This window comes from Armatimonadota bacterium (genome assembly GCA_016789105.1).
Taxonomy (GTDB): domain Bacteria; phylum Armatimonadota; class Fimbriimonadia; order Fimbriimonadales; family Fimbriimonadaceae; genus UphvI-Ar2.
In genome coordinates this window covers 244,507-262,301 of record JAEURN010000006.1, presented here as the reverse complement: position 1 = coordinate 262,301, position 17,795 = coordinate 244,507, and the positions used below count along the sequence as shown (strand labels likewise).

Annotated in this window: 18 protein-coding genes; 12 read left to right on the top strand and 6 right to left on the bottom strand. The window is 58.3% G+C overall.

Annotated features, from left to right (window positions below; genetic code table 11):
* Window positions 1–38: 38 nt before the first annotated feature.
* The gene (locus JNM28_06940) at window positions 39–221 is read right to left on the bottom strand and encodes a hypothetical protein (GenBank protein ID MBL8068168.1); all 183 of its coding nucleotides are present in this window, start codon (window positions 219–221) and stop codon (window positions 39–41) included.
* Between the two features lie 117 nt (window positions 222–338).
* On the opposite strand from JNM28_06940, the gene guaA reads away from it, so the two are divergent.
* The 5 genes from guaA (at window position 339) to rho (ending at window position 5,133) form a co-directional block, all read left to right on the top strand.
* A complete protein-coding gene (gene guaA, locus JNM28_06935) occupies window positions 339–1,865 on the top strand; it encodes a glutamine-hydrolyzing GMP synthase (protein ID MBL8068167.1) in 1,527 nt (508 codons plus the stop codon).
* A gap of 57 nt (window positions 1,866–1,922) precedes the next feature.
* Window positions 1,923–2,681 carry a hypothetical protein gene (locus JNM28_06930; protein ID MBL8068166.1) on the top strand — a complete coding sequence of 253 codons (759 nt, stop codon included), beginning with the start codon at window positions 1,923–1,925 and terminating at the stop codon, window positions 2,679–2,681.
* A gap of 19 nt (window positions 2,682–2,700) precedes the next feature.
* Complete coding sequence (locus JNM28_06925) at window positions 2,701–3,135, top strand: 6-carboxytetrahydropterin synthase (GenBank protein MBL8068165.1); 435 nt, start codon at window positions 2,701–2,703, stop codon at window positions 3,133–3,135.
* Window positions 3,132–3,674 carry a hypoxanthine phosphoribosyltransferase gene (hpt, locus tag JNM28_06920; GenBank protein ID MBL8068164.1) on the top strand — a complete coding sequence of 181 codons (543 nt, stop codon included), beginning with the start codon at window positions 3,132–3,134 and terminating at the stop codon, window positions 3,672–3,674. Before JNM28_06925 ends, hpt begins: the two co-directional genes overlap by 4 nt.
* Before the next feature lie 124 nt (window positions 3,675–3,798).
* Window positions 3,799–5,133, top strand: coding sequence for a transcription termination factor Rho (gene rho / locus JNM28_06915; GenBank protein MBL8068163.1), 1,335 nt, complete (start codon window positions 3,799–3,801; stop codon window positions 5,131–5,133).
* Between the two features lie 62 nt (window positions 5,134–5,195).
* Here the strand turns inward: rho and JNM28_06910 are convergent, their stop codons facing one another.
* Both JNM28_06910 and JNM28_06905 read right to left on the bottom strand, forming a co-directional pair.
* Entirely contained in the window at window positions 5,196–6,089 is an 894-nt protein-coding gene (locus JNM28_06910; protein ID MBL8068162.1) for a trypsin-like peptidase domain-containing protein, read from the bottom strand.
* Window positions 6,090–6,216: 127 nt separating this feature from the next.
* Window positions 6,217–7,614, bottom strand: a complete 1,398-nt coding sequence (locus tag JNM28_06905; protein MBL8068161.1) for an aspartate ammonia-lyase — start codon at window positions 7,612–7,614, stop codon at window positions 6,217–6,219.
* A 69-nt stretch (window positions 7,615–7,683) separates the two neighbouring features.
* Between JNM28_06905 and JNM28_06900 the strand changes: the two genes are divergently transcribed.
* Window positions 7,684–8,439 carry an HAD family hydrolase gene (locus tag JNM28_06900; GenBank protein MBL8068160.1) on the top strand — a complete coding sequence of 252 codons (756 nt, stop codon included), beginning with the start codon at window positions 7,684–7,686 and terminating at the stop codon, window positions 8,437–8,439.
* Between the two features lie 3 nt (window positions 8,440–8,442).
* On the opposite strand, the gene JNM28_06895 is transcribed toward JNM28_06900, so the two are convergent.
* A complete protein-coding gene (locus tag JNM28_06895) occupies window positions 8,443–9,579 on the bottom strand; it encodes a hypothetical protein (protein ID MBL8068159.1) in 1,137 nt (378 codons plus the stop codon).
* 209 nt (window positions 9,580–9,788) lie between these two features.
* Between JNM28_06895 and flhA the strand changes: the two genes are divergently transcribed.
* The 4 genes from flhA to JNM28_06875 all read left to right on the top strand — a co-directional run bounded on the left by flhA (window position 9,789) and on the right by JNM28_06875 (window position 14,886).
* On the top strand, window positions 9,789–11,918 hold the full coding sequence (gene flhA, locus JNM28_06890; protein ID MBL8068158.1) for a flagellar biosynthesis protein FlhA: 2,130 nt from the start codon (window positions 9,789–9,791) through the stop codon (window positions 11,916–11,918).
* A gap of 94 nt (window positions 11,919–12,012) precedes the next feature.
* On the top strand, window positions 12,013–12,513 hold the full coding sequence (locus tag JNM28_06885; GenBank protein ID MBL8068157.1) for a hypothetical protein: 501 nt from the start codon (window positions 12,013–12,015) through the stop codon (window positions 12,511–12,513).
* A 235-nt stretch (window positions 12,514–12,748) separates the two neighbouring features.
* Complete coding sequence (locus tag JNM28_06880) at window positions 12,749–13,924, top strand: hypothetical protein (GenBank protein MBL8068156.1); 1,176 nt, start codon at window positions 12,749–12,751, stop codon at window positions 13,922–13,924.
* Window positions 13,925–14,076: 152 nt separating this feature from the next.
* Entirely contained in the window at window positions 14,077–14,886 is an 810-nt protein-coding gene (locus JNM28_06875) for a formylglycine-generating enzyme family protein (protein MBL8068155.1), read from the top strand.
* On the opposite strand, the gene JNM28_06870 is transcribed toward JNM28_06875, so the two are convergent.
* Window positions 14,876–15,613, bottom strand: coding sequence for an endonuclease/exonuclease/phosphatase family protein (locus JNM28_06870; protein MBL8068154.1), 738 nt, complete (start codon window positions 15,611–15,613; stop codon window positions 14,876–14,878). The two genes, JNM28_06875 and JNM28_06870, sit on opposite strands and share 11 nt — an antisense overlap.
* A 38-nt stretch (window positions 15,614–15,651) precedes the next feature.
* Between JNM28_06870 and JNM28_06865 the strand changes: the two genes are divergently transcribed.
* Window positions 15,652–16,134: a DUF664 domain-containing protein gene (locus tag JNM28_06865; protein ID MBL8068153.1), complete on the top strand. Its 483-nt coding sequence runs from the start codon at window positions 15,652–15,654 to the stop codon at window positions 16,132–16,134.
* 34 nt (window positions 16,135–16,168) lie between these two features.
* A complete protein-coding gene (locus tag JNM28_06860; GenBank protein ID MBL8068152.1) occupies window positions 16,169–16,696 on the top strand; it encodes a TlpA family protein disulfide reductase in 528 nt (175 codons plus the stop codon).
* 68 nt (window positions 16,697–16,764) lie between these two features.
* On the opposite strand, the gene JNM28_06855 is transcribed toward JNM28_06860, so the two are convergent.
* Window positions 16,765–17,778 carry a substrate-binding domain-containing protein gene (locus JNM28_06855; protein MBL8068151.1) on the bottom strand — a complete coding sequence of 338 codons (1,014 nt, stop codon included), beginning with the start codon at window positions 17,776–17,778 and terminating at the stop codon, window positions 16,765–16,767.
* Between the last annotated feature and the right edge of the window lie 17 nt (window positions 17,779–17,795).

Below are 17,795 nucleotides of genomic sequence, written 5' to 3'. Positions count from 1 at the left end.
TTTTTGCCGAGGGAGTTGAGAGAGGGATGAAATCTGTTTCAGGCCCGCTTACGGGCGACGGCAAACGACACGGCCGCCAACAAGGGGATGATCGCAATCGTGCTGGAAGGGGCTTCTGCCCCGGATTGGAACCCGCTGGCTTGGGCGGAGACGGCCGCCCCAACCAGAAGCCCAACACAGACAACCGTCAACAGTCCTTTGTTTTTGCCCAGCGTTTTCATGCGACTCCGTTCTGTTAAGGAGCGGTGATTCAAATCCTGGGCCACCGTTTAGGACGGGGCCAAAAACCCGGATTCTTGCCTGGGTGATCCCGCGATCAGGCATACTCCAACCTTCTCATGGAGCACCAACTCGTCACCGTTGTCGATTTCGGCGGGCAGTACACGCAGCTCATCGTGCGGCGAGTGCGCGAGCTCGGCTGCTACAGTGAGATGGTGCCGTGGCAATCTGCCGCCAGCCACATCCAAGATCGGAAGCCGGTGGCGGTGATTCTTTCGGGTGGGCCCAAGTCCACACTTGCCGAGGGCGCGCCAACCATCGATTTCTCGGTTCTGGAAGGCATTCCCACCTTGGGAATCTGTTACGGGCACCAATTGATGGCCAAAAACCTTGGTGGGGCGGTTGAAAAATCGACTGAGCGGGAATATGGGCGCCGGTCGCTGGGCCCGCGCAGTCCGGGGAGTCTGGCCGCCAGGATCCAAATCGACACAGTGTGGATGAGCCACGGGGACAAGGTCACGGCCGTTCCCCCCGGCTTCATCGTGACGGCAAAGACGGAGTCATGTCCAATTGCCGCAATGGAGAATCTGAAGGATCTCAAATTCGGAGTCCAATTCCATCCCGAAGTTACTCATACACCCGATGGCCGCAAACTCCTCCAAAGCTTCCTGTTCGACTACGCCGGGCTCAAGGGGGATTGGTCGGCACAGAATTTCATCGCCGATGCAACCGCCCAGATTCGAGAGTCGGTCGGCAACGGAAAAGTCCTTTGCGCTGTGAGCGGTGGGGTGGACAGCAGCGTTGTTGCCGCCCTGTTGAGCGAAAGCGTGGGGGATCAGACGACTTGTGTCTTTGTAGATCACGGCCTGTTGCGAAAAGGGGAGGCCGAACAGGTCCGCCAAACGTTCACCGAAACGTTCCATCCCCACTTGGTGGTCATCGAAGCCCACGACCAGTTCTTCTCCGCCCTCAAGGGGGTCACCGACCCGGAGGCAAAGAGGAAGGTGATCGGCGAAAACTTCGTTGTCTGTTTCGAACGAAACCGGGAGGAACTGCAAAGCCATGACTTTTTGGCGCAGGGGACGCTCTATCCCGACGTGATCGAATCAGGCTCGCCAACCGCCAGCAAGATCAAGACCCATCACAACGTCGGAGGATTGCCAGATTGGATGCGCCTGAAAGTCATCGAGCCGTTGCGGTGGCTGTTCAAGGATGAAGTCCGTGAAGTGGGCCGCGCCCTGGGACTTCCTGACGAAGTGGTCGACCGAGAGCCGTTCCCGGGTCCGGGTTTGGGGGTGCGGATCCTAGGCGAAGTCACACCGGAGAGGGTTCGGATCACCCAGGAAGCCGACTGGATCTTCCGCGAGGAATTGCGTAAAGCCGGGCTTAACAAAGGAATCTGGCAATCGTACGCCGCCCTCTTGGATGTGCGCAGCGTGGGTGTGATGGGGGACGAGAGAACCTATGAACAGCCGATCGTCTTGCGGGCCGTGACCAGCGAGGACGCGATGACGGCCCAGGCTTTTCCGTTTGCGTTCGACTTTTTGGAGCATGTGGCAAACCGGATCGTCAATGAGGTGGACGGAGTCAATCGGGTTCTCTACGACCTAACTTCAAAGCCTCCGGCAACCATCGAATGGGAATAGCCACCGCAACAAAACGGGTGCATTCCAGACGGGCAGCTTGGTAAATTGTGGGCAGACATGGTCTGTGTTGCCGCGCTGCTCTTGGCGTTGTTTGCCCCAACCAAAGACTTTCAACTCGAGTCGCCCCATGTGTTGCTGAGCTTCCGGACGGATCAGTCGATTTTCCCCCGGGAGTGGCAAACCCTTGAAATCGATCCGGTTGCCGAACCTCTCCCAGTCTTTGAGGAAGGCGCTTGCGTCACCGCCATCCGAGAAGAGCTCCGACGCTATCCAACCGCCGTCGTCGAAAAGAACCTCAAGGGAGTCTTCATCGGCCAAGGGCTTCGATTCTATGGTTTGCAATATGGAGGGACGAATTCGCTAGACAGTCTCTACCTTTCGCTCCCCGGCTGGCATGACCGCGTCTTGGCCGATCGCTTCCTGCGGCGGGCCTTCCACCACGAGTTCAGCAGCATCTTGTTGAGGAATTACGCCACCCGGTTTAGGCAAGGAGAATGGGAATCGGCCCTGCCTACCGGTTTCAAATATTCCGGTGACGGAGCCCAATCCCTCCGCGAAGGCAAGTCCAGTACCCGGTACGAGGCGCGGTACAACCGACAGGGGTTCCTGGCCGAATATTCGACATCCAGTTTGGAGGAGGATTTCAACCTGTTTGCCGAAGCCATATTCTGTGGCGACCCGGAGTTCTGGCGTTTGTACGACACTTTCCCGGCAATCGCCGTCAAGGCGGATTTAGTCTTGGCCCTGTATGCTTCGATCGATCCGGCGATGGATGCCAAGTCGCTCCGTGGACTTGCCCAAGGCCCGTTGATGTGATCGGCCACAATCGGGCCCGATGGAGACTCAAACGCCCATCACGATCACCAAGGAGTACCGCTGGGAAATGGGCCATCGGCTGGCTGCTCACGCCGGGCACTGCCGCAACCTCCATGGCCATTCTTACCGGGCTGTTGTCGCCTTGACCGGCCACGCCGGCGAAAATGGGATGGTCTTGGATTTTGCCGAGGTCACCGAAGCCGTCCGCCCCATCATCGATTCTTTGGACCATGCAACCATGCTCCAAGATTCCGATGAACCCTTGACGGGAATGCTCTGCTCGCTCGGCCTCAAAGTCGTCAGCGTCCCATTCCCCCCGACAACCGAAGAGTTGTGCCGGTGGATGCTTGGGGAGATCGCCGGCGGCCTCAAGGCGCGCGGTGCAGCAGGCACACTGGCCTTGACGATCCACGAGACGTCAACCTCGACGGTTACAATGAGCCAGCGGTTATGAGCTTCGGTGAGAATTTGGAGACCTTGATCCCGGCGGATAGGATCCAGGCCCGGGTGGCGCAGATCGCCCAAGACATCCGCCGGGACATCGGAGACTCCCCGATCCTTTTGCTTTGTGTCCTCAAGGGGGCCTTCCCGTTCCTCGCCGACTTGGCCAAAAACATGGAGGGGGATGTCCTATTCGACTTCATCCAAGTCAGCAGTTGGGCGGGAGGAAGGGAAAGCACAGGATCAGTCCGGATCAAGAAGGATCACGACTTCGACATCAAGGGGATGCATGTGGTCTTGGTGGAAGACATCGTCGATTCCGGATTGACGCTCACCTACCTCCGCGAGCTGCTTGGCACGCGCCAGCCGGCTTCGTTGCGTGTTGCGGCCCTTTTGAGCAAGCCCGACGCCCGGGAACACAATGTCCCAGTGGAATATATCGGTTTCGAGATCGAGAACCGGTTTGTGGTAGGATATGGATTAGACGACGGCGAGAGGTTTCGAAACCTGCCCTACGTGGCCGCAGTCATCCCCACCAGCGAACCGGTTTAACCGTGTCGAACGTCTGGTACCTCAATCCCCTAAAGGAACGACCTAGCCCCTTTGTGTACCGGGGCAAACCCAACTCCCTATGAGTCACACCTTCCGACCGCGGAAATCCGACAGCGGGTCACGAATGCGCCGGCGCAGCCGCTCCGACCGTCCCCGCGACATCGACAGCGCCGACCTCGAGAACCTGCCGGCAATCGATTACAACCACTTTGACCAGCTTACGCCCACCGAGTTGGCCAAGCTTGCCAAAAAGCACAAGATCTCCATCGATCAAAGCCGTTCCAAGGTGATCGAAGAGCTGATGATCGTCACGAACGCCGAGCATGGTGCCATCTACAAGCGCGGGATCTTGGAGATCCTAAACGAAGGGTGGGGCTTTTTGCGGCAACCCTCCTACCAGCCTTCCAATGAAGACGTCTATGTCGGCCAAAACCAGGTCAAAAAGAACGGCCTCAAAGCGGGCGACCTTGTCTTCGCCCAAGTCCGCCCGCCGAAAGAGGGCGACAAATACCAAGGTGTTCTCCGGGTTGAAAGCATCAACGGGAACGCCACGCAATCGCCAGAAAACCAAGTCCGGCGGGATTTTGAAAGCCTGACGCCACTCTTCCCCGACGAGCAGCTGAAAATGGAAACGGTTCCGGATCGGATCATCGGCCGGATCGTCGACCTGATCGCCCCAATCGGTAAAGGTCAGCGGGGCTTGATCGTCGCGCCGCCCAAAGCCGGGAAAACGACAATCGTTAAAGCTATCGCCCAAGCTGTTGCCGAAAACGATCCTGAAGTGGCCTTGATGGTCTTACTCGTCGACGAGCGGCCGGAAGAAGTAACCGACATGCGCCGGTTCGTACGGGGCCAGGTGATTAGCTCGACCTTTGATGAGCCCGCAGAAAACCACATGCGGGTCACCGACCTCTGCTTGGAACAAGCCAAGCGCATGGTCGAATCGGGCCGGGACGTCGTGATCCTGCTCGACTCTATCACCCGTTTGAGCCGCGCAAGCAACCTGACCATCAACCCCTCGGGTCGGACCCTCTCCGGCGGTTTGGACCCGGCCGCTCTCTACCGCCCCCGGCGGTTCTTTGGTGCGGCCCGGAATATCGAAGAAGGCGGTTCCCTCACCATCATCGCCACCGCCTTGGTGGACACCGGGTCAAAAATGGATGATGCGATCTTTGAGGAATTCAAGGGCACCGGGAACATGGAACTCGTCCTTGACCGGGATCTTGCCGAACGCCGTATCTGGCCAGCCATCGATGTGCGCCGATCCAGCACCCGGCATGAGGAAAAACTCTTTGCCGGCGAAGAGGCCCTGCAGGCGGTCTACCACCTGCACCGGATGCTCGCCAATGCTAAAGACACAGTGGACGCAACCGAGAGCCTGATTAAGCTCCTCAAGCGCACCCCGACCAACGAAGCTTTCTTGGAAAGCGTCATCGCCAAAACCAGGGCGACCGTCTAAAACAAAAGTAGCCCGCCTCTCCCTTATCGTGAGAGGCGGGCTACTTCGCTGTTTTTTAACTCCTATTTACGGTTCCGCTTTCTTAGGGCGGCAACGGCGGCGATTCCAATCAGCGCCATCGTGCCCGGTTCAGGTACGCCGGTCGTGTCCTGGATCCATTGCCGGCTGAAGCCGGCACTCGTGAAGAAACTGACGTCGCCATAACCAGCACCGCCACCGATCGCTGAATTGACCCCGGCGAGCCAAAACTGGCCGTTTTCTTCGATGAAAACACCGCCGCCAGAATCGCCCGAGGCCAAGTTGCCTTCGTAATCGACCCAATCCTGGGTGCCCAACGAGTTGTTGCCCGGCAAGTTGCTATCGAAGTCGCTGGCAAAAAGCCCGGTGCGATCCGGCGAAATGTCGATTTCCCCCGGGTTGCCGGTCGCGACAAAATATTCGTCGATCTTGTTGCGCATGGCCCGCTTGATTCCGCCGGTCCCCGGCACCTGGCCGGTGTTGCCGTTCCCTCCCAGCCCAAATCCGACGGCCGAGAGCAGGTTCCCCCGCTCGCTGTTGCCCATGTAAAGTTGGGCTGGCGTGATCCCAACCACCGGGGTGCTCAGGCGGATCAGGGTGAGGTCGAGCCCGTTCACAATGGCGTCGATCGCACTCATACCAGCGGGGGCGAGATTGACCACTTGGGCTCCGTTGTACGTATTACCGCCGATTGTGAAGGTTGCGCCGCTTGGATTGCCGGAGAATCCGCCAGCCACATGGTAAGCCGTCAGCACCCAATTGGGGGCAATGAGAACCCCGCTCGCCCCGGAGCACTGCCCAACCGACTGGAATTGTGATTCGGCGCCATAAGCGATGGCCTGAGCATCCGTGTAATCGCTACGCATCGTGATGGCTTGGGCGGCAACGGGCAACAAAAGCAACGCCCCTCCAACGAGGGTCAACTGGTTTTTCCTCATGCGAAACACCTCCCGGGCGGAAAAACACCCGGAGAACGCCTCTAGTTTATCGGAATCCGCCCCCTCCGCAGAAGCCCCGGCCCCCGTAATTTTCCCAGGTTAGAGCCGCAGATCCTTCAAAACCGGCTCAATGACCAGGGATGCCCGGCTCCGTCAGCAAGGCGGGATCCAAAGCTTTGGTCAAGGTCTCCTCGTCCAACAGCCCTTCTTCCCTGACAACTTGCGGGATCGGCTTCCCGCTTGCCAAAGATTTTTTGACCACATCCGCCGCCACCTTGTAACCGACAAAGGCGTTGAGGGCGGTCGCCAAACTCGGGCTTGTTTCGGCATAGTGCCGGCAGCGGTCGGCGTTGGCGGTGATCCCCACGATGCAGTTGTCGACATAAGTGTCGATGGCGTTGGCAAGGATCTGCAAACTGAACTGGGCGCTAAAGGCCATCCCGGGCATCATCACGTTTAGCTCAAGCTGACCCGCTTGCACACAATAATCCAGCGACTGGCATTGCCCCAGCACTTGGAAGAGCACCAAATTCATATTCTCGGCCATGCTCGGGTTGACTTTGCCCGGCATGATCGAACTTCCCGGTTGCACCGGAGGCAGGGTGATTTCGGCCAGCCCGGTGAGCGGGCCACTGCAAAGCAGGCGCAGGTCATTGGTGATCCGGGTGAGTTCCAAGCAAAAGATCCTCAAACCCGAAGCAAGGGCCGCCATGCACAGTTGGCTCTGCATCGCCTCTCGCAGGTCGCCGGCGGCTCGGAACGGAAGACCGGTATAGCCGTTGAGCAACTCCACAACTCGGAACCGGTATTCCGGGTGGGTGTTGAGCCCCGTCCCGGCGGCCGAACCGCCGATACCGAGCTCCTCCAACTCCCAAGCTGCTTTTTCCAGCCACCCCCGCGCCCGCTTGATGCTGGCGGCATAGGCGGCGAACTCTTGACCCAACCGGATGGGGACGGCATCTTGCAGGTGGGTTCGGCCCGATTTCAAGATCCCGTCGAATTCGACTCCCTTGGCCGCGAGGGCAGCTTCCAAGCGGTCGACCTGTTCAAAGAGCGGTTCCATCATGAGGCGCGCCATGATGCGCATAGCGGTTGGAAAGGTGTCGTTGGTGCTTTGCCCGTAGTTGACGTGGTCGTTGCTGCCCACGAGTTTGTATTCGCCTTTGTTTCCGCCGAGTATCTCTTCGGCCCGGTTGGCCAAAACCTCGTTGCAGTTCATGTTGAAACTTGTCCCGGCACCCATATGGAAGACGTCGACCGGGAACTGGTCGCGGAGCTTGCCGCCAAGGATTTCATCGGCCGCTTGGGCGATGGCTCCGGCTTGCGATTGGTCGAGCAACCCGAGCTCGCCGTTGGCGACCGCGCACGCCTTTTTCAGCAAGATGTAGGCATCGATCATCTTGGGATGCTCGGTCAGGCCGCTAATCTGAAACAGGTGGCGACTCCGTTCGGCTTGGCTGCCCCAATAGGCGTCGGCGGGAACTTGCACATCGCCGAGGCTGTCTTTCTCGATCCGGGTGGACATGCCGTGGAGTCTACTGAATTCGACCCCGCGTCCCCTACCCCCGGCAAACCTGCCATACTTTGGCCCTCAATGCTCGTCCCCCAGTTCGCCGATGTCAAAGCCGTCTTCTTCGACCTCGACGACACCCTATGCGGGTATTGGGACGCGGCCAAATCGGCCTTGCGGAAAGCCTTTGCCGACCATCCCGAGCACGGACACGACCCAGAACGGCTGATGCAAGAATGGTCGATCGCCTTCCGCTCATTTGTCGAGACAATCGGCAAAACCCATTGGTACGAAAAGTATTGCGATAGTGGGGAGATCACCCGGGTGGAGCTGATGCGCCGCACACTTGACCGGCTCGATATCTTCGATGACGAACTCGCCTACCGTTTGAGTTTCACCTACCATGTCGAACGCCAAGCCGCCCTCGAGCTGTTCCCCGAAGCCCTTGAAGTCTTGCAGGCCCTAAAGCAGGATTACCCCCTGGGGATCATCACCAACGGACCCGCCGACATCCAGCGCTTAGAGCTTGAAAAACTGCAGATCACGTCCTTCTTCGACCATATTTTCATTGAGGGTGAGCACCGAATCGGCAAGCCGGACGAGCGGATTTTCCGCATGGCCGAAGAATCGGTCGGCCTCCCCCCGGAACAGCTCCTCTTTGTGGGTAACAGCTATGGGCACGACATCAAACCCGCCCAGGCCTTTGGGTGGAAGACGGCGTGGATCCGCCGCCCATCGGATGTGCCGCCATCGAGCGCATCTGGCCGCCCGGACGCCTTGCCCGAATCGGCAGTTCCGCCGGATTTGACGATCACTGACTTGCGCGAACTACTCTCTTGACGCTCAAGTGAACAGTGCGTAGAGTCCCGCAATCGTGCCGATGAACCCCATCACCTGAACCGCTGGCCCAGTCAAGAAACTTGTCAGGCGCTCGGTGAATTGATCAAGTTCGACGACTTGCGATTTTGTGCTGATCCAGAGAGTCAATGCCGTGCCAACGGCCGCCTGCCACAGCGGATAAAAAAAATCTTCAAAGGGCTTGATGGTCGCCACAAACGGCACAATGGTGCCGATGAGCCCGATTGCGCCGCAAACCCACCATCTGATCCGAACTTGGCAGAACAGATGGGCAATGACGGCAAGCGAGAAACCCCCGGCAAATGCGCAGAACAAGAAGATCCCATTATTGGGATGAAATATGTTGAAATTCCGGTAAGTGATGGTAGCGACGACATAGTGGAGGAGACCCGAGAGGGCCGCGAATGCCGCGACCTTGGAAAAATTCCGGAACGTGATTGCCGCCCAGACGGCCCCAAACACCAATCCCGGGAACCAGAATACGTCGAAATCGCCCGCATACTCTTTCGAGTGGACCAAAACCTGGGCTCCCACACCGCCAAGCGCGCAAAACACAAACGACCGGATTTCCGGATGGGCATTCCAAAGATGAACGATCAGATCAGTGCCCGGCGGCGGCGAGCCCGACGAACCCGCTGGCTCCCGGGGAGAGGCAGGTGCCTGGATTTGTACGGGTTCTGTTTGGGGCAGGGTCGCGGGCGGCTCTCCCGGAATACCAAGACACAAGAGTCTTTGGCCTCCAGCTAGGCTTTCCGGCATTTCAACAAATTGGCGCGTCCCATCAAGTTGGCGCACGAGGTCGACGAAAACCGAAGTCAGCCAGATCCGGCCACGGGCTGCTTTGTCGCACGTTTGTTCGGCCCCGGTCAACCCGATCCCGTGGGGCATCGCCCCTTCCGAAACCGTCACCGGCCCAGAGTGCAAACCACACCTCAAGTCAGCCCCCGCGGGGGTTTCCATTACCGACTCGGCGATTTGGAGGGCACGGAGTGGATCGTTTGACAAAACGATGGCCAGGCCGGAGGGGTAGACGGCAGAATACACGCCTTCCCCAACATGCGATTCCCCTGTCCGCCGCAGAAACGCCAGAGTCTGGGCGTGCCGCTCCGGGCCGAACTGCATGCCATCGGCTACTTCAAAAAAAACGATATGCCCAAGAACTTGTTTTCCATCCAATGATCCACCCTCCATACCAGCCCCGTCCAAACTCCCGCCATCTACCCGAAGTCCGATTGTGACCGGATGAAATTACCCGACCGGACGGAGCGGATTGTGTGTTTTCCGGTTGGGTATCGCCCTAAACAGCCTCGCAATTCTGCCGATACTCACCAATGGCGCCCAAGTGCGCCTATTGGGACATGGACAAGCTGGGCCGACTGTTTAAGAACACAGACCTGATATTGGGGCTCGGCATGATCCTTGTTGTCGGGATGCTCATCCTGCCATTGCCGGATTTCATTCTGGACACCGGATTGGTGGTTGCAATGGCGGCGAGCGTCGTCATTATGCTCACCGCGGTCAATGTCAAAGAACCGCTCCACTTCAGTGTCTTCCCCTCCCTGCTAGTCGTCACGACCCTGTTGCGGGTTTCGTTGAGTATTGCGGCGACCAAACTGATCCTGGGTACCGGTTCCGCCGGGCATGTCATCGAAACCTTCGGTGAATTCGTCTTGGGCGGAAACTTCGTCGTTGGGTTCATCAGCTTCATCATTCTGATGATCGTCCAATTCGTGGTCATCACCCAAGGTTCGACCCGGGTTTCGGAGGTTGTCGCCCGATTCACCCTGGATGCGATGCCCGGTAAACAAATGGCGATCGACGCCGATTTGGCCAGCGGGTTGATCGACGAATCCCAAGCCCGTGAACGGCGCAAATCGGTGAAGGCCGAGGCCGACTTTTATGGGGCCATGGATGGGGCGAGCAAGTTTGTAAAGGGCGACGCCATCGCCAGCCTGCTCATCATCATCGTCAACATCATCGGCGGGTTCATCATGGGCTTCATGCGCGGCGAAGGGGATGTGATGGCCATCCTTGGCAGCTATGCCATGCTTAGCGTCGGCGAAGGCATGGTCAGCCAGATCCCCGCTCTGCTCATCTCCACTTCGGCCGGTTTGCTGGTCACCCGCAACGGGCAAGAATCCGGGATGGCCAATTCCATGTTCGGGCAGTTGCTGAACCAACCGCGGGTTTTGGCGACAGCCGGCGGGGCGATGAGCCTGTTCGCCTTTGTGCCGGGTTTTCCGACGATCATCTTCCTCGGCATGGGCGGCCTGTTGTTCGCCCTCAGCCGTTTGGCCGATAAGAACCCCAGTTTCAAGCGCATGCTTTCCGGTGAGCCAGAACCCGTTGCTGCGGCTCCAGAAACTCAAGCACCGCCGGCGACCGGGCCCGAACAGGTGATGGCCCTGGTTAACGTCGACCCGATTGAAATCGAAATCGGATATGGGCTGACCAAGCTCGCCGACGTGCGGTCAGGTGGGGATTTGAGCGACCGGGTCGGTGCCACCCGCCGACAAATCGCGACCGAATTGGGCTATGTCATGCCGAGCGTCCGCATTCGCGACAACGCCGTGCTCAAGCCCAACGACTACGTCATCAAAATTAGAGGAGAATCGGTGGCTCACGCCACCGCGTTCCCCAACGAATACTTGGCCATCGATAGCGGCACCGTGCTCCAGCAAGTTGCCGGAACCCCGACGACCGAACCGGTTTTCCAACTGCCCGCACTTTGGATCGAACCGGGCCAGCGCGAAATGGCCGAACGGAACGGATACACGGTGGTCGAACCCGCCGCCATGATGACAACCCACTTGACGGAAGTCATCAAATCACACGCCGCCGAACTCTTGAGCCGACAAGAAGCTTCAAAACTCGTCGAGAACACAAAGTCCATCAACGAAACGGTGGTCAACGAACTAGAGCCAGCCGGACTCGGAACCGGCGATGTTCAAAAGGTCTTGCAGCACTTGCTGCGCGAACGCGTGCCCATCCGGGACATGGTGACGATCTTGGAGACTATGGCCGATTTCGCCGGGAGGATCAAAGATATGGAGCAAATGGGCGAGCTGGTGCGCAGCGCCATCGCACGAACAATCACCCGGCAATTTGCCGACGAACGCGGTGCCCTCCATTGCCTGACTTTGGAGCCCCCGCTGGAGCATGCCGTGACCGAGGCGATCCAACACACCGCGGCGGGAGCAAGCTTGGCCCTGGAGCCCGAACTCGCCCGGCAATTGACCGAAGACGTCCGCGGAGCCCTCGACCAGGCCCACGCCAATGGCATCCAACCGGTGCTGATCTGCAGCACCCAAGTCCGCCTACCCTTGCGGAAGCACCTCGACCGCAATGGGGTTCAAATCCCCGTCATGGCCTACAACGAGGTCGCTGCTAATGCCGATGTTGAGTTTGTTGGCCAAATCGGACTTGACGCAGATGCCGCGTCTTCGGCATCGGTGGCTTAAACTAACTAGTTCTTAATCGTCTCTGTGTATCATCAATCAATAGGATCCAGAATTGGAACCCCGTCAACCTGCAACGTTGAGAACCCTGGATTGGATGGCTGCCCTGACGGCAATCCCGGCCATTGCCGTCATCATCCTCGTGCTTTTGCCGATAAACATTCCCAATGACGGAAACAAAAGGCTCCCTGCGCAGGCAATGAGCCGCGTGAAGCAGGTCGCAACCGCGCTTTTGATCTACCAAACCGATTATGACAACCGCTACCCCTTGGCCGCGGGCGACGCCGCCTGGGAAGCAGCCCTCCTCCCCTATTGCAAGAACCTCGACCTCTTCTCATCGGTCGGGAAAGGATTTGGGCGAGTCAAGCCGAATACGAACGTTGCCGGGGTGGTCGTCGACCCTGAACAAGGGGCGGTACCGATCGGCAGCACGACCATATCAACGCCTTCAGAAATCATGACGGCCTACGTCCGGGTAGACCGCTGGGGTCTGGACATCACAGCCGTTGTCGGATTTGCCGACTCGCATGCCGAGCTTTTGCCAAAATCGAAGACTGGCGAATTCAACCGTCTCCTTGCGACCCGGTTCACGCGATAGCTTGTCTGGCAGCATGGACACCCACGGCCCCAATCCGAGGCGGATTGCTTTCAGACTGTCACCGGTGGCCACCCTCTTTCCTTCAAACGGTGTGAGGTTTTGTCCGACTCGATTCCGTTAACCAAAAAAGATTCGCTCTTCTGGGCATGTTCCGAATACCGACAAGTAACATCCTCAAATCAAACCGCTGCGATTCTATTGTTCCCTGCTCTTTTCCGAAGGCCTGATCAACAGCATGATCGGCACCTACATGGCGATCTACTTCATCGAATATGCCCACCTGAACAATTTCCAACTCGTCATCCTCGGGACGGTTTTTGAAGTCACGATTTTCCTCTGTGAGGTTCCCACTGGGGTTGTCGCCGATGTCTATTCGCGCAAGCTGAGCGTGACCCTCAGCTACCTGTGGGCGGGTGCGGCATTCTTGATCACCGGTTTGGCCACGCAATTCTGGCTTTTGGCCCTCGGGGCGATGGTGTGGGGGGTCAGCGAAACGTTTCTTTCGGGGGCTCGCGAGGCCTGGATTGCTGACGAGCTCGCTGCCGTCCAACCGGAAGTGAGTGCCGACCAGGCCTTCATCTCCGGCAACCAGTGGGGCCTTGTCGGCCGGTTCATCGGTGTTTGGGTGGCCTTTGGCCTGACGTTCATCTCGTTGCGGGCGGCGGTGGTGGGCGGAGCGGTCGCCTTCCTAACCCTTGGCCTGGCTTACCATTTCAAAGCAACCGAAGAGGGATTCCACCGCGCACCAAACCATAGCCACAACCTTGGCGACTTGGTTGCGACCTTGCGCGAAAGGTTTGCGCTCATCCGCGGGCGGGCCGCCCTGGTTGCCGTGGTGCTGACGACGTTTTTTGTCGGGTTCAGTTCCGAGGCAATGGATCGCTTGTGGCAAAAGAGATTCAAGGACTCGTTCGTCTTGCCACAGATTTTTGGCAGCCCACACGGCATTTGGGCCTTGCTCCAAGCCGGGGTGATGCTTGGCACGTTTGCCGTCCTCGCTTACGTGAACAAGGCCAAGGTGGAGTTGCCGCAGCTGAAACTCCTCGGAGTCATTCTCACATTGGTCATGGCCATCGCGGTCGGAATGCTCATCTTTGGCACGGCCCCGGTTCTTCCACTCGCCGTCGCCGCCTTTTTTGCGGTCAGGATATCCCGCCGGGCTTTGGATCCCCTGCTCACGGCTTGGCTCAACCGCCGGGCCGAATCGAAAGTGCGGGCCACCGTGCTAAGTTTTGCGGGGCAAGCCCACAGCTTTGGCGAAATCATTTGCGGCCCCCTTTTGGGCGGCATTGCCCAGCTTGCGGGCTTCCGGGTGTCCATGTTCGCTTCTTCTGGGTTGCTCTTTCCAGCAATCCCCATCCTCATGCGGCGGATCACCTTCGTCAAATCCGAGGATGGCTCCGAGTCGTGAAAAGGCTTTGGCTTCTTGCCTTCGTGCTTGCCGGTTGTTCGGCGCCTCCCGCCACACCGCATCCCGTCACTGATTCAATTCCATCGTTGGTGACCCAGGAACCCCACAAAGCCCCGGCGGGATTCGTCTGGATCCCCGGCGGTTCATTCCACATGGGCAAGACAGATGGCCTTGCCGATTCCCAGCCGGTGCACGTTGTTTCGCTCGACGGGTTCTGGATCTCGAAGACGGAAGTCACCAACTCCCAGTTCGCAAAGTTCATACAAGCAACCGGCTATGTCACGACGGCTGAAAAGGCCCCGCGACCCGAAGATTTCCCGGATGCCAACCCGGAACTCCTTGTGCCGGGGGCACTTGTTTTTTCTGGGCGCAAGTGGCACTACCGCCCCGGGGCGGATTGGCGCCATCCGACCGGGCCAAATTCAGATATCGGTGGATTGGCAAACCACCCGGTCGTCAATGTCAGCTATGAGGACGCCCTTGCCTACTGCCAGTGGGCCGGCGGCACTTTGCCGACGGAAGCGCAATTCGAATACGCGGAACGCGGCGGACTCGAAGGACGAGAGTTTGCCTGGGGGGACATCCAAAACCCGGATGGAAAAGAGATGGCGAACATCTGGCAGGGTGAATTTCCGGCCAAAAACCTCAAAAGGGATGGGTTCCTGGGCACTGCACCGGTCGGGTCGTTCCCACCAAACGGCTATGGTCTTTCGGATATGAGTGGCAACGTCTGGGAGTGGTGTTTGGATTGGTACGACGAGACCTATTACGCCCGGTCACCCGGTCGGAACCCGGTTAACACAGAAAAGCCAATATCCCCGGAACCGAGCCGGGTCACGCGCGGAGGATCGTTCCTGTGCAGCGACAATTACTGTCTGGGCTACCGGCCGGGAGCCCGGATGAAAACGACCCCGGACACCGGCCTCTTTCATACCGGATTCCGGTGCGTGGTCAACCCGTGAAGCAAAGCTCTGCAACAACCGGGTAGTGGTCGCTTGGAGTCCGGCCATCTGGGCGCAGGGTGCGGTCGATTTTTGCCGACGTGGCAACAAATCCGTGGTTATGGAAAATGAAGTCAATCTCGCCGCCGTTTCCAAGGGGATCGAATCCGTTGAACGTCCCCTGGCCCTGCCCCGCCGGATTGACACAGTCGAACCCTGTAGCCACCAACTGTTGGACAGGCGAATGGGCTCTCAGGCAATTGAAATCCCCCATGGCGATGTCGGGTTGGCAATCGGCCAGCATTTTCGCCCCGATTTCCCTTGCCCTTTCTGACTGGTGGTCCAAATGGGTGTTCGCCAACGTGATCTTTGTTCCCTGGCAATCGACCGTTGCCACCGTGATGATGCGGGGAAGGTCGGCCCCAGGACCAAGCGAGCCTGGCGCGTCTGGATCATCGCTGATCCAAATTGTCCGGGTATTCGACATGGGGTAGCGGGAAAAAATGGGGCAGTGTTCCCCTTTCGCGCCCCCATCCTCGCGGCCCACTCCGTACCAGCAATACCCGGGCAAGGCTCTAGCGATTTCATTGATTTGAAATAGCAAAGCTTCTTGCACACCCAGGATGTCTGGGGCGTTGTTCCGGATGACCTGGATTAACGCATCCTTCCGGAACGGCCAGGAATCTGTCCCGTCATCGGCCAGCCCGTAACGGATGTTGTAGGTCATCACGGCCAGCCGGCAATCCACCCAATCAGGCTACCCCGCCGGATATGATAGGGCAGACAATGGAAGATTTTGCTGCGACAAGGGCCCTCAGCCGAGGGCGGTTCACCGATGCCGTGACTGGCCTTTCGGAGGGACAGCTCAACTACCGGTTGCACCCCAACGCCCTCACCATCGGCGAAATGGCGATCCATGTCGCGGGGGTAGAAGTCTCGTTTGCCAGCCAGCTGTTGGATGGACCGCTAGACAGTTTTGAGAACCGGCTCAAAGCGGCAGCGACCGATGGTGCAGTCAACGACCTGCCATTCCCATTTGAGGCCAACGAAATCACGCCGGAATTGGTTGCCAGAGCCCTCGAGGTCGCCGATACATGGATCCAAAGGCTCTACGCCACGGGCCATGAATTGAGGAGTAAGGAGATCAAGTCCGCACTAGGACCGATGATCTCGGGCGAGGGAGCCTATGCCCGGCTTGGGTTCCACCCGGGTTACCACCATGGGCAGGCGTATTTGATCATGACGTCGCCAAATTTCCCCGAAAAATGATCGGGCCATCGCACTCCCGGATTACAATAAGGCCATGTTGACCGCCGCCGTTTCGGTTGCCCTGGCCTTGGGATTAACCCAGGAAACTTATCCATCGACGACCGTTCAAAAGAACCTGTATGCCGCCGTTGACTTGCGGGGCAAAAAGGCACCGGAGTTCGCGTTTGGCCAAGTCGTGCAAGGCACGGTCCCCGAACTCAAAGGCAAAGTCGTCCTCGTCGATTTTTGGGCGACGTGGTGCGGCCCGTGCCGGGCGTTTTCACCCAAGCTCAACGAATGGGCAAAAAAATTCGGCAGCGACCTAGTCATTGTGGGAGTCAGTGACGAGCCGGATTCCACCCTCACACCGTTTCTCAAGGAACATGCTGCCGACTACATCGTCACTTCGGATCCGGCAAAGACGATGAGCAAGGCCATCGGTGTCAAAGGCATCCCGCATACCCTAGTCATCTCTGCCGACCACGTGGTGAGGTACCAAGGTTTTCCTAACGACTCGGCAGACCCGTTGACGACCGAAAAACTAGCGCTGATCATAAAACTCAGCAAACAAGCTGCGCAATAAAGCTGCTTGGACGAATTAGAAAACACCCGGCAGTTTGCCGGGTGTTTTCTTTCCGATCCAATGGATTCTCAATACACGGAATCGGGGAAATAGTGGTCTTTGGCGTTGTCTGGCTTGACCAAATCGACCGGCAGAACCTCGTCCACTTGCGTGCCCGACGAGGTCTTTCCGGCTTTCAGGTCTTCAAGGCACCGTTTGATGCTCAAGGCGATCATCATTGGCGAATAGGTGACCGTGGCCGGGAACACCGGGTCGCCATCCATGACCCGTTTCACCACGACGTGGCTGCCGCCCCCTCCGACAATCCAAACCTTGTCCATGCCCGCTTCCTTCAGAGCTGCTTCGGCACCGAGGGCCATATCGTCGTCGGCGGCCCAAATGGCATCGACGTTCTTATGTTTGATCAGCATTGCTTGGACGGTCTTGTTTGCTTTGGCCTGATCCCAATCCGCTGGCTGCATATCCAACACTTTGATGCCGGGGAACTTGGCCATCACGTCTTGGAAACCTTTGACGCGGTCGTTATCGACAGGCCCGCTGATCCCGCGCAACACCAAGATGTTCCCTTTCCCGGCCAGCTTTTCGGCCATAAAGTTGCCCGCTTCCGTCCCGAACTTGACGTTGTCGCCCCGCATCCAGACATCAGCGATGGGTTCTGTCAGACCCCGGTCGACGCTGACCACATACTTGAAGGAATCACGGTTCTTTTTTACCGATGGCGTAACGGCGGCGGGGTCAAAGCTCAAAATGACCAACCCGTCAAACCCTTGGGTTGCAATCGTGTCGAGCTTGGCCGCTTGGTCAGCCGCGGATTCGCTGGCAAAAACCTGGACATCCGCATCGGCAGAGATCTCCTTGGCAGTTTTGTTTGCCCAGTCCACAACCCCGGCAGTCCAACCGTGGTCGGCGGTGGGGATGCTGACGGCGATCTTAAACTTTTTGGCCGGTGCCGCTCCGCCGGAGTTAGAGGTTCCCTCTTTAGCCGGCAAGCTCGAATCATCGGTACCGGGGGCGTTGTTGGCACACCCGGTGAGCATCAGCGCGGCAGCCGCCGCCATTCCAGACCACATCCAGCCTTTCATAATCGGCATTTTGCCCG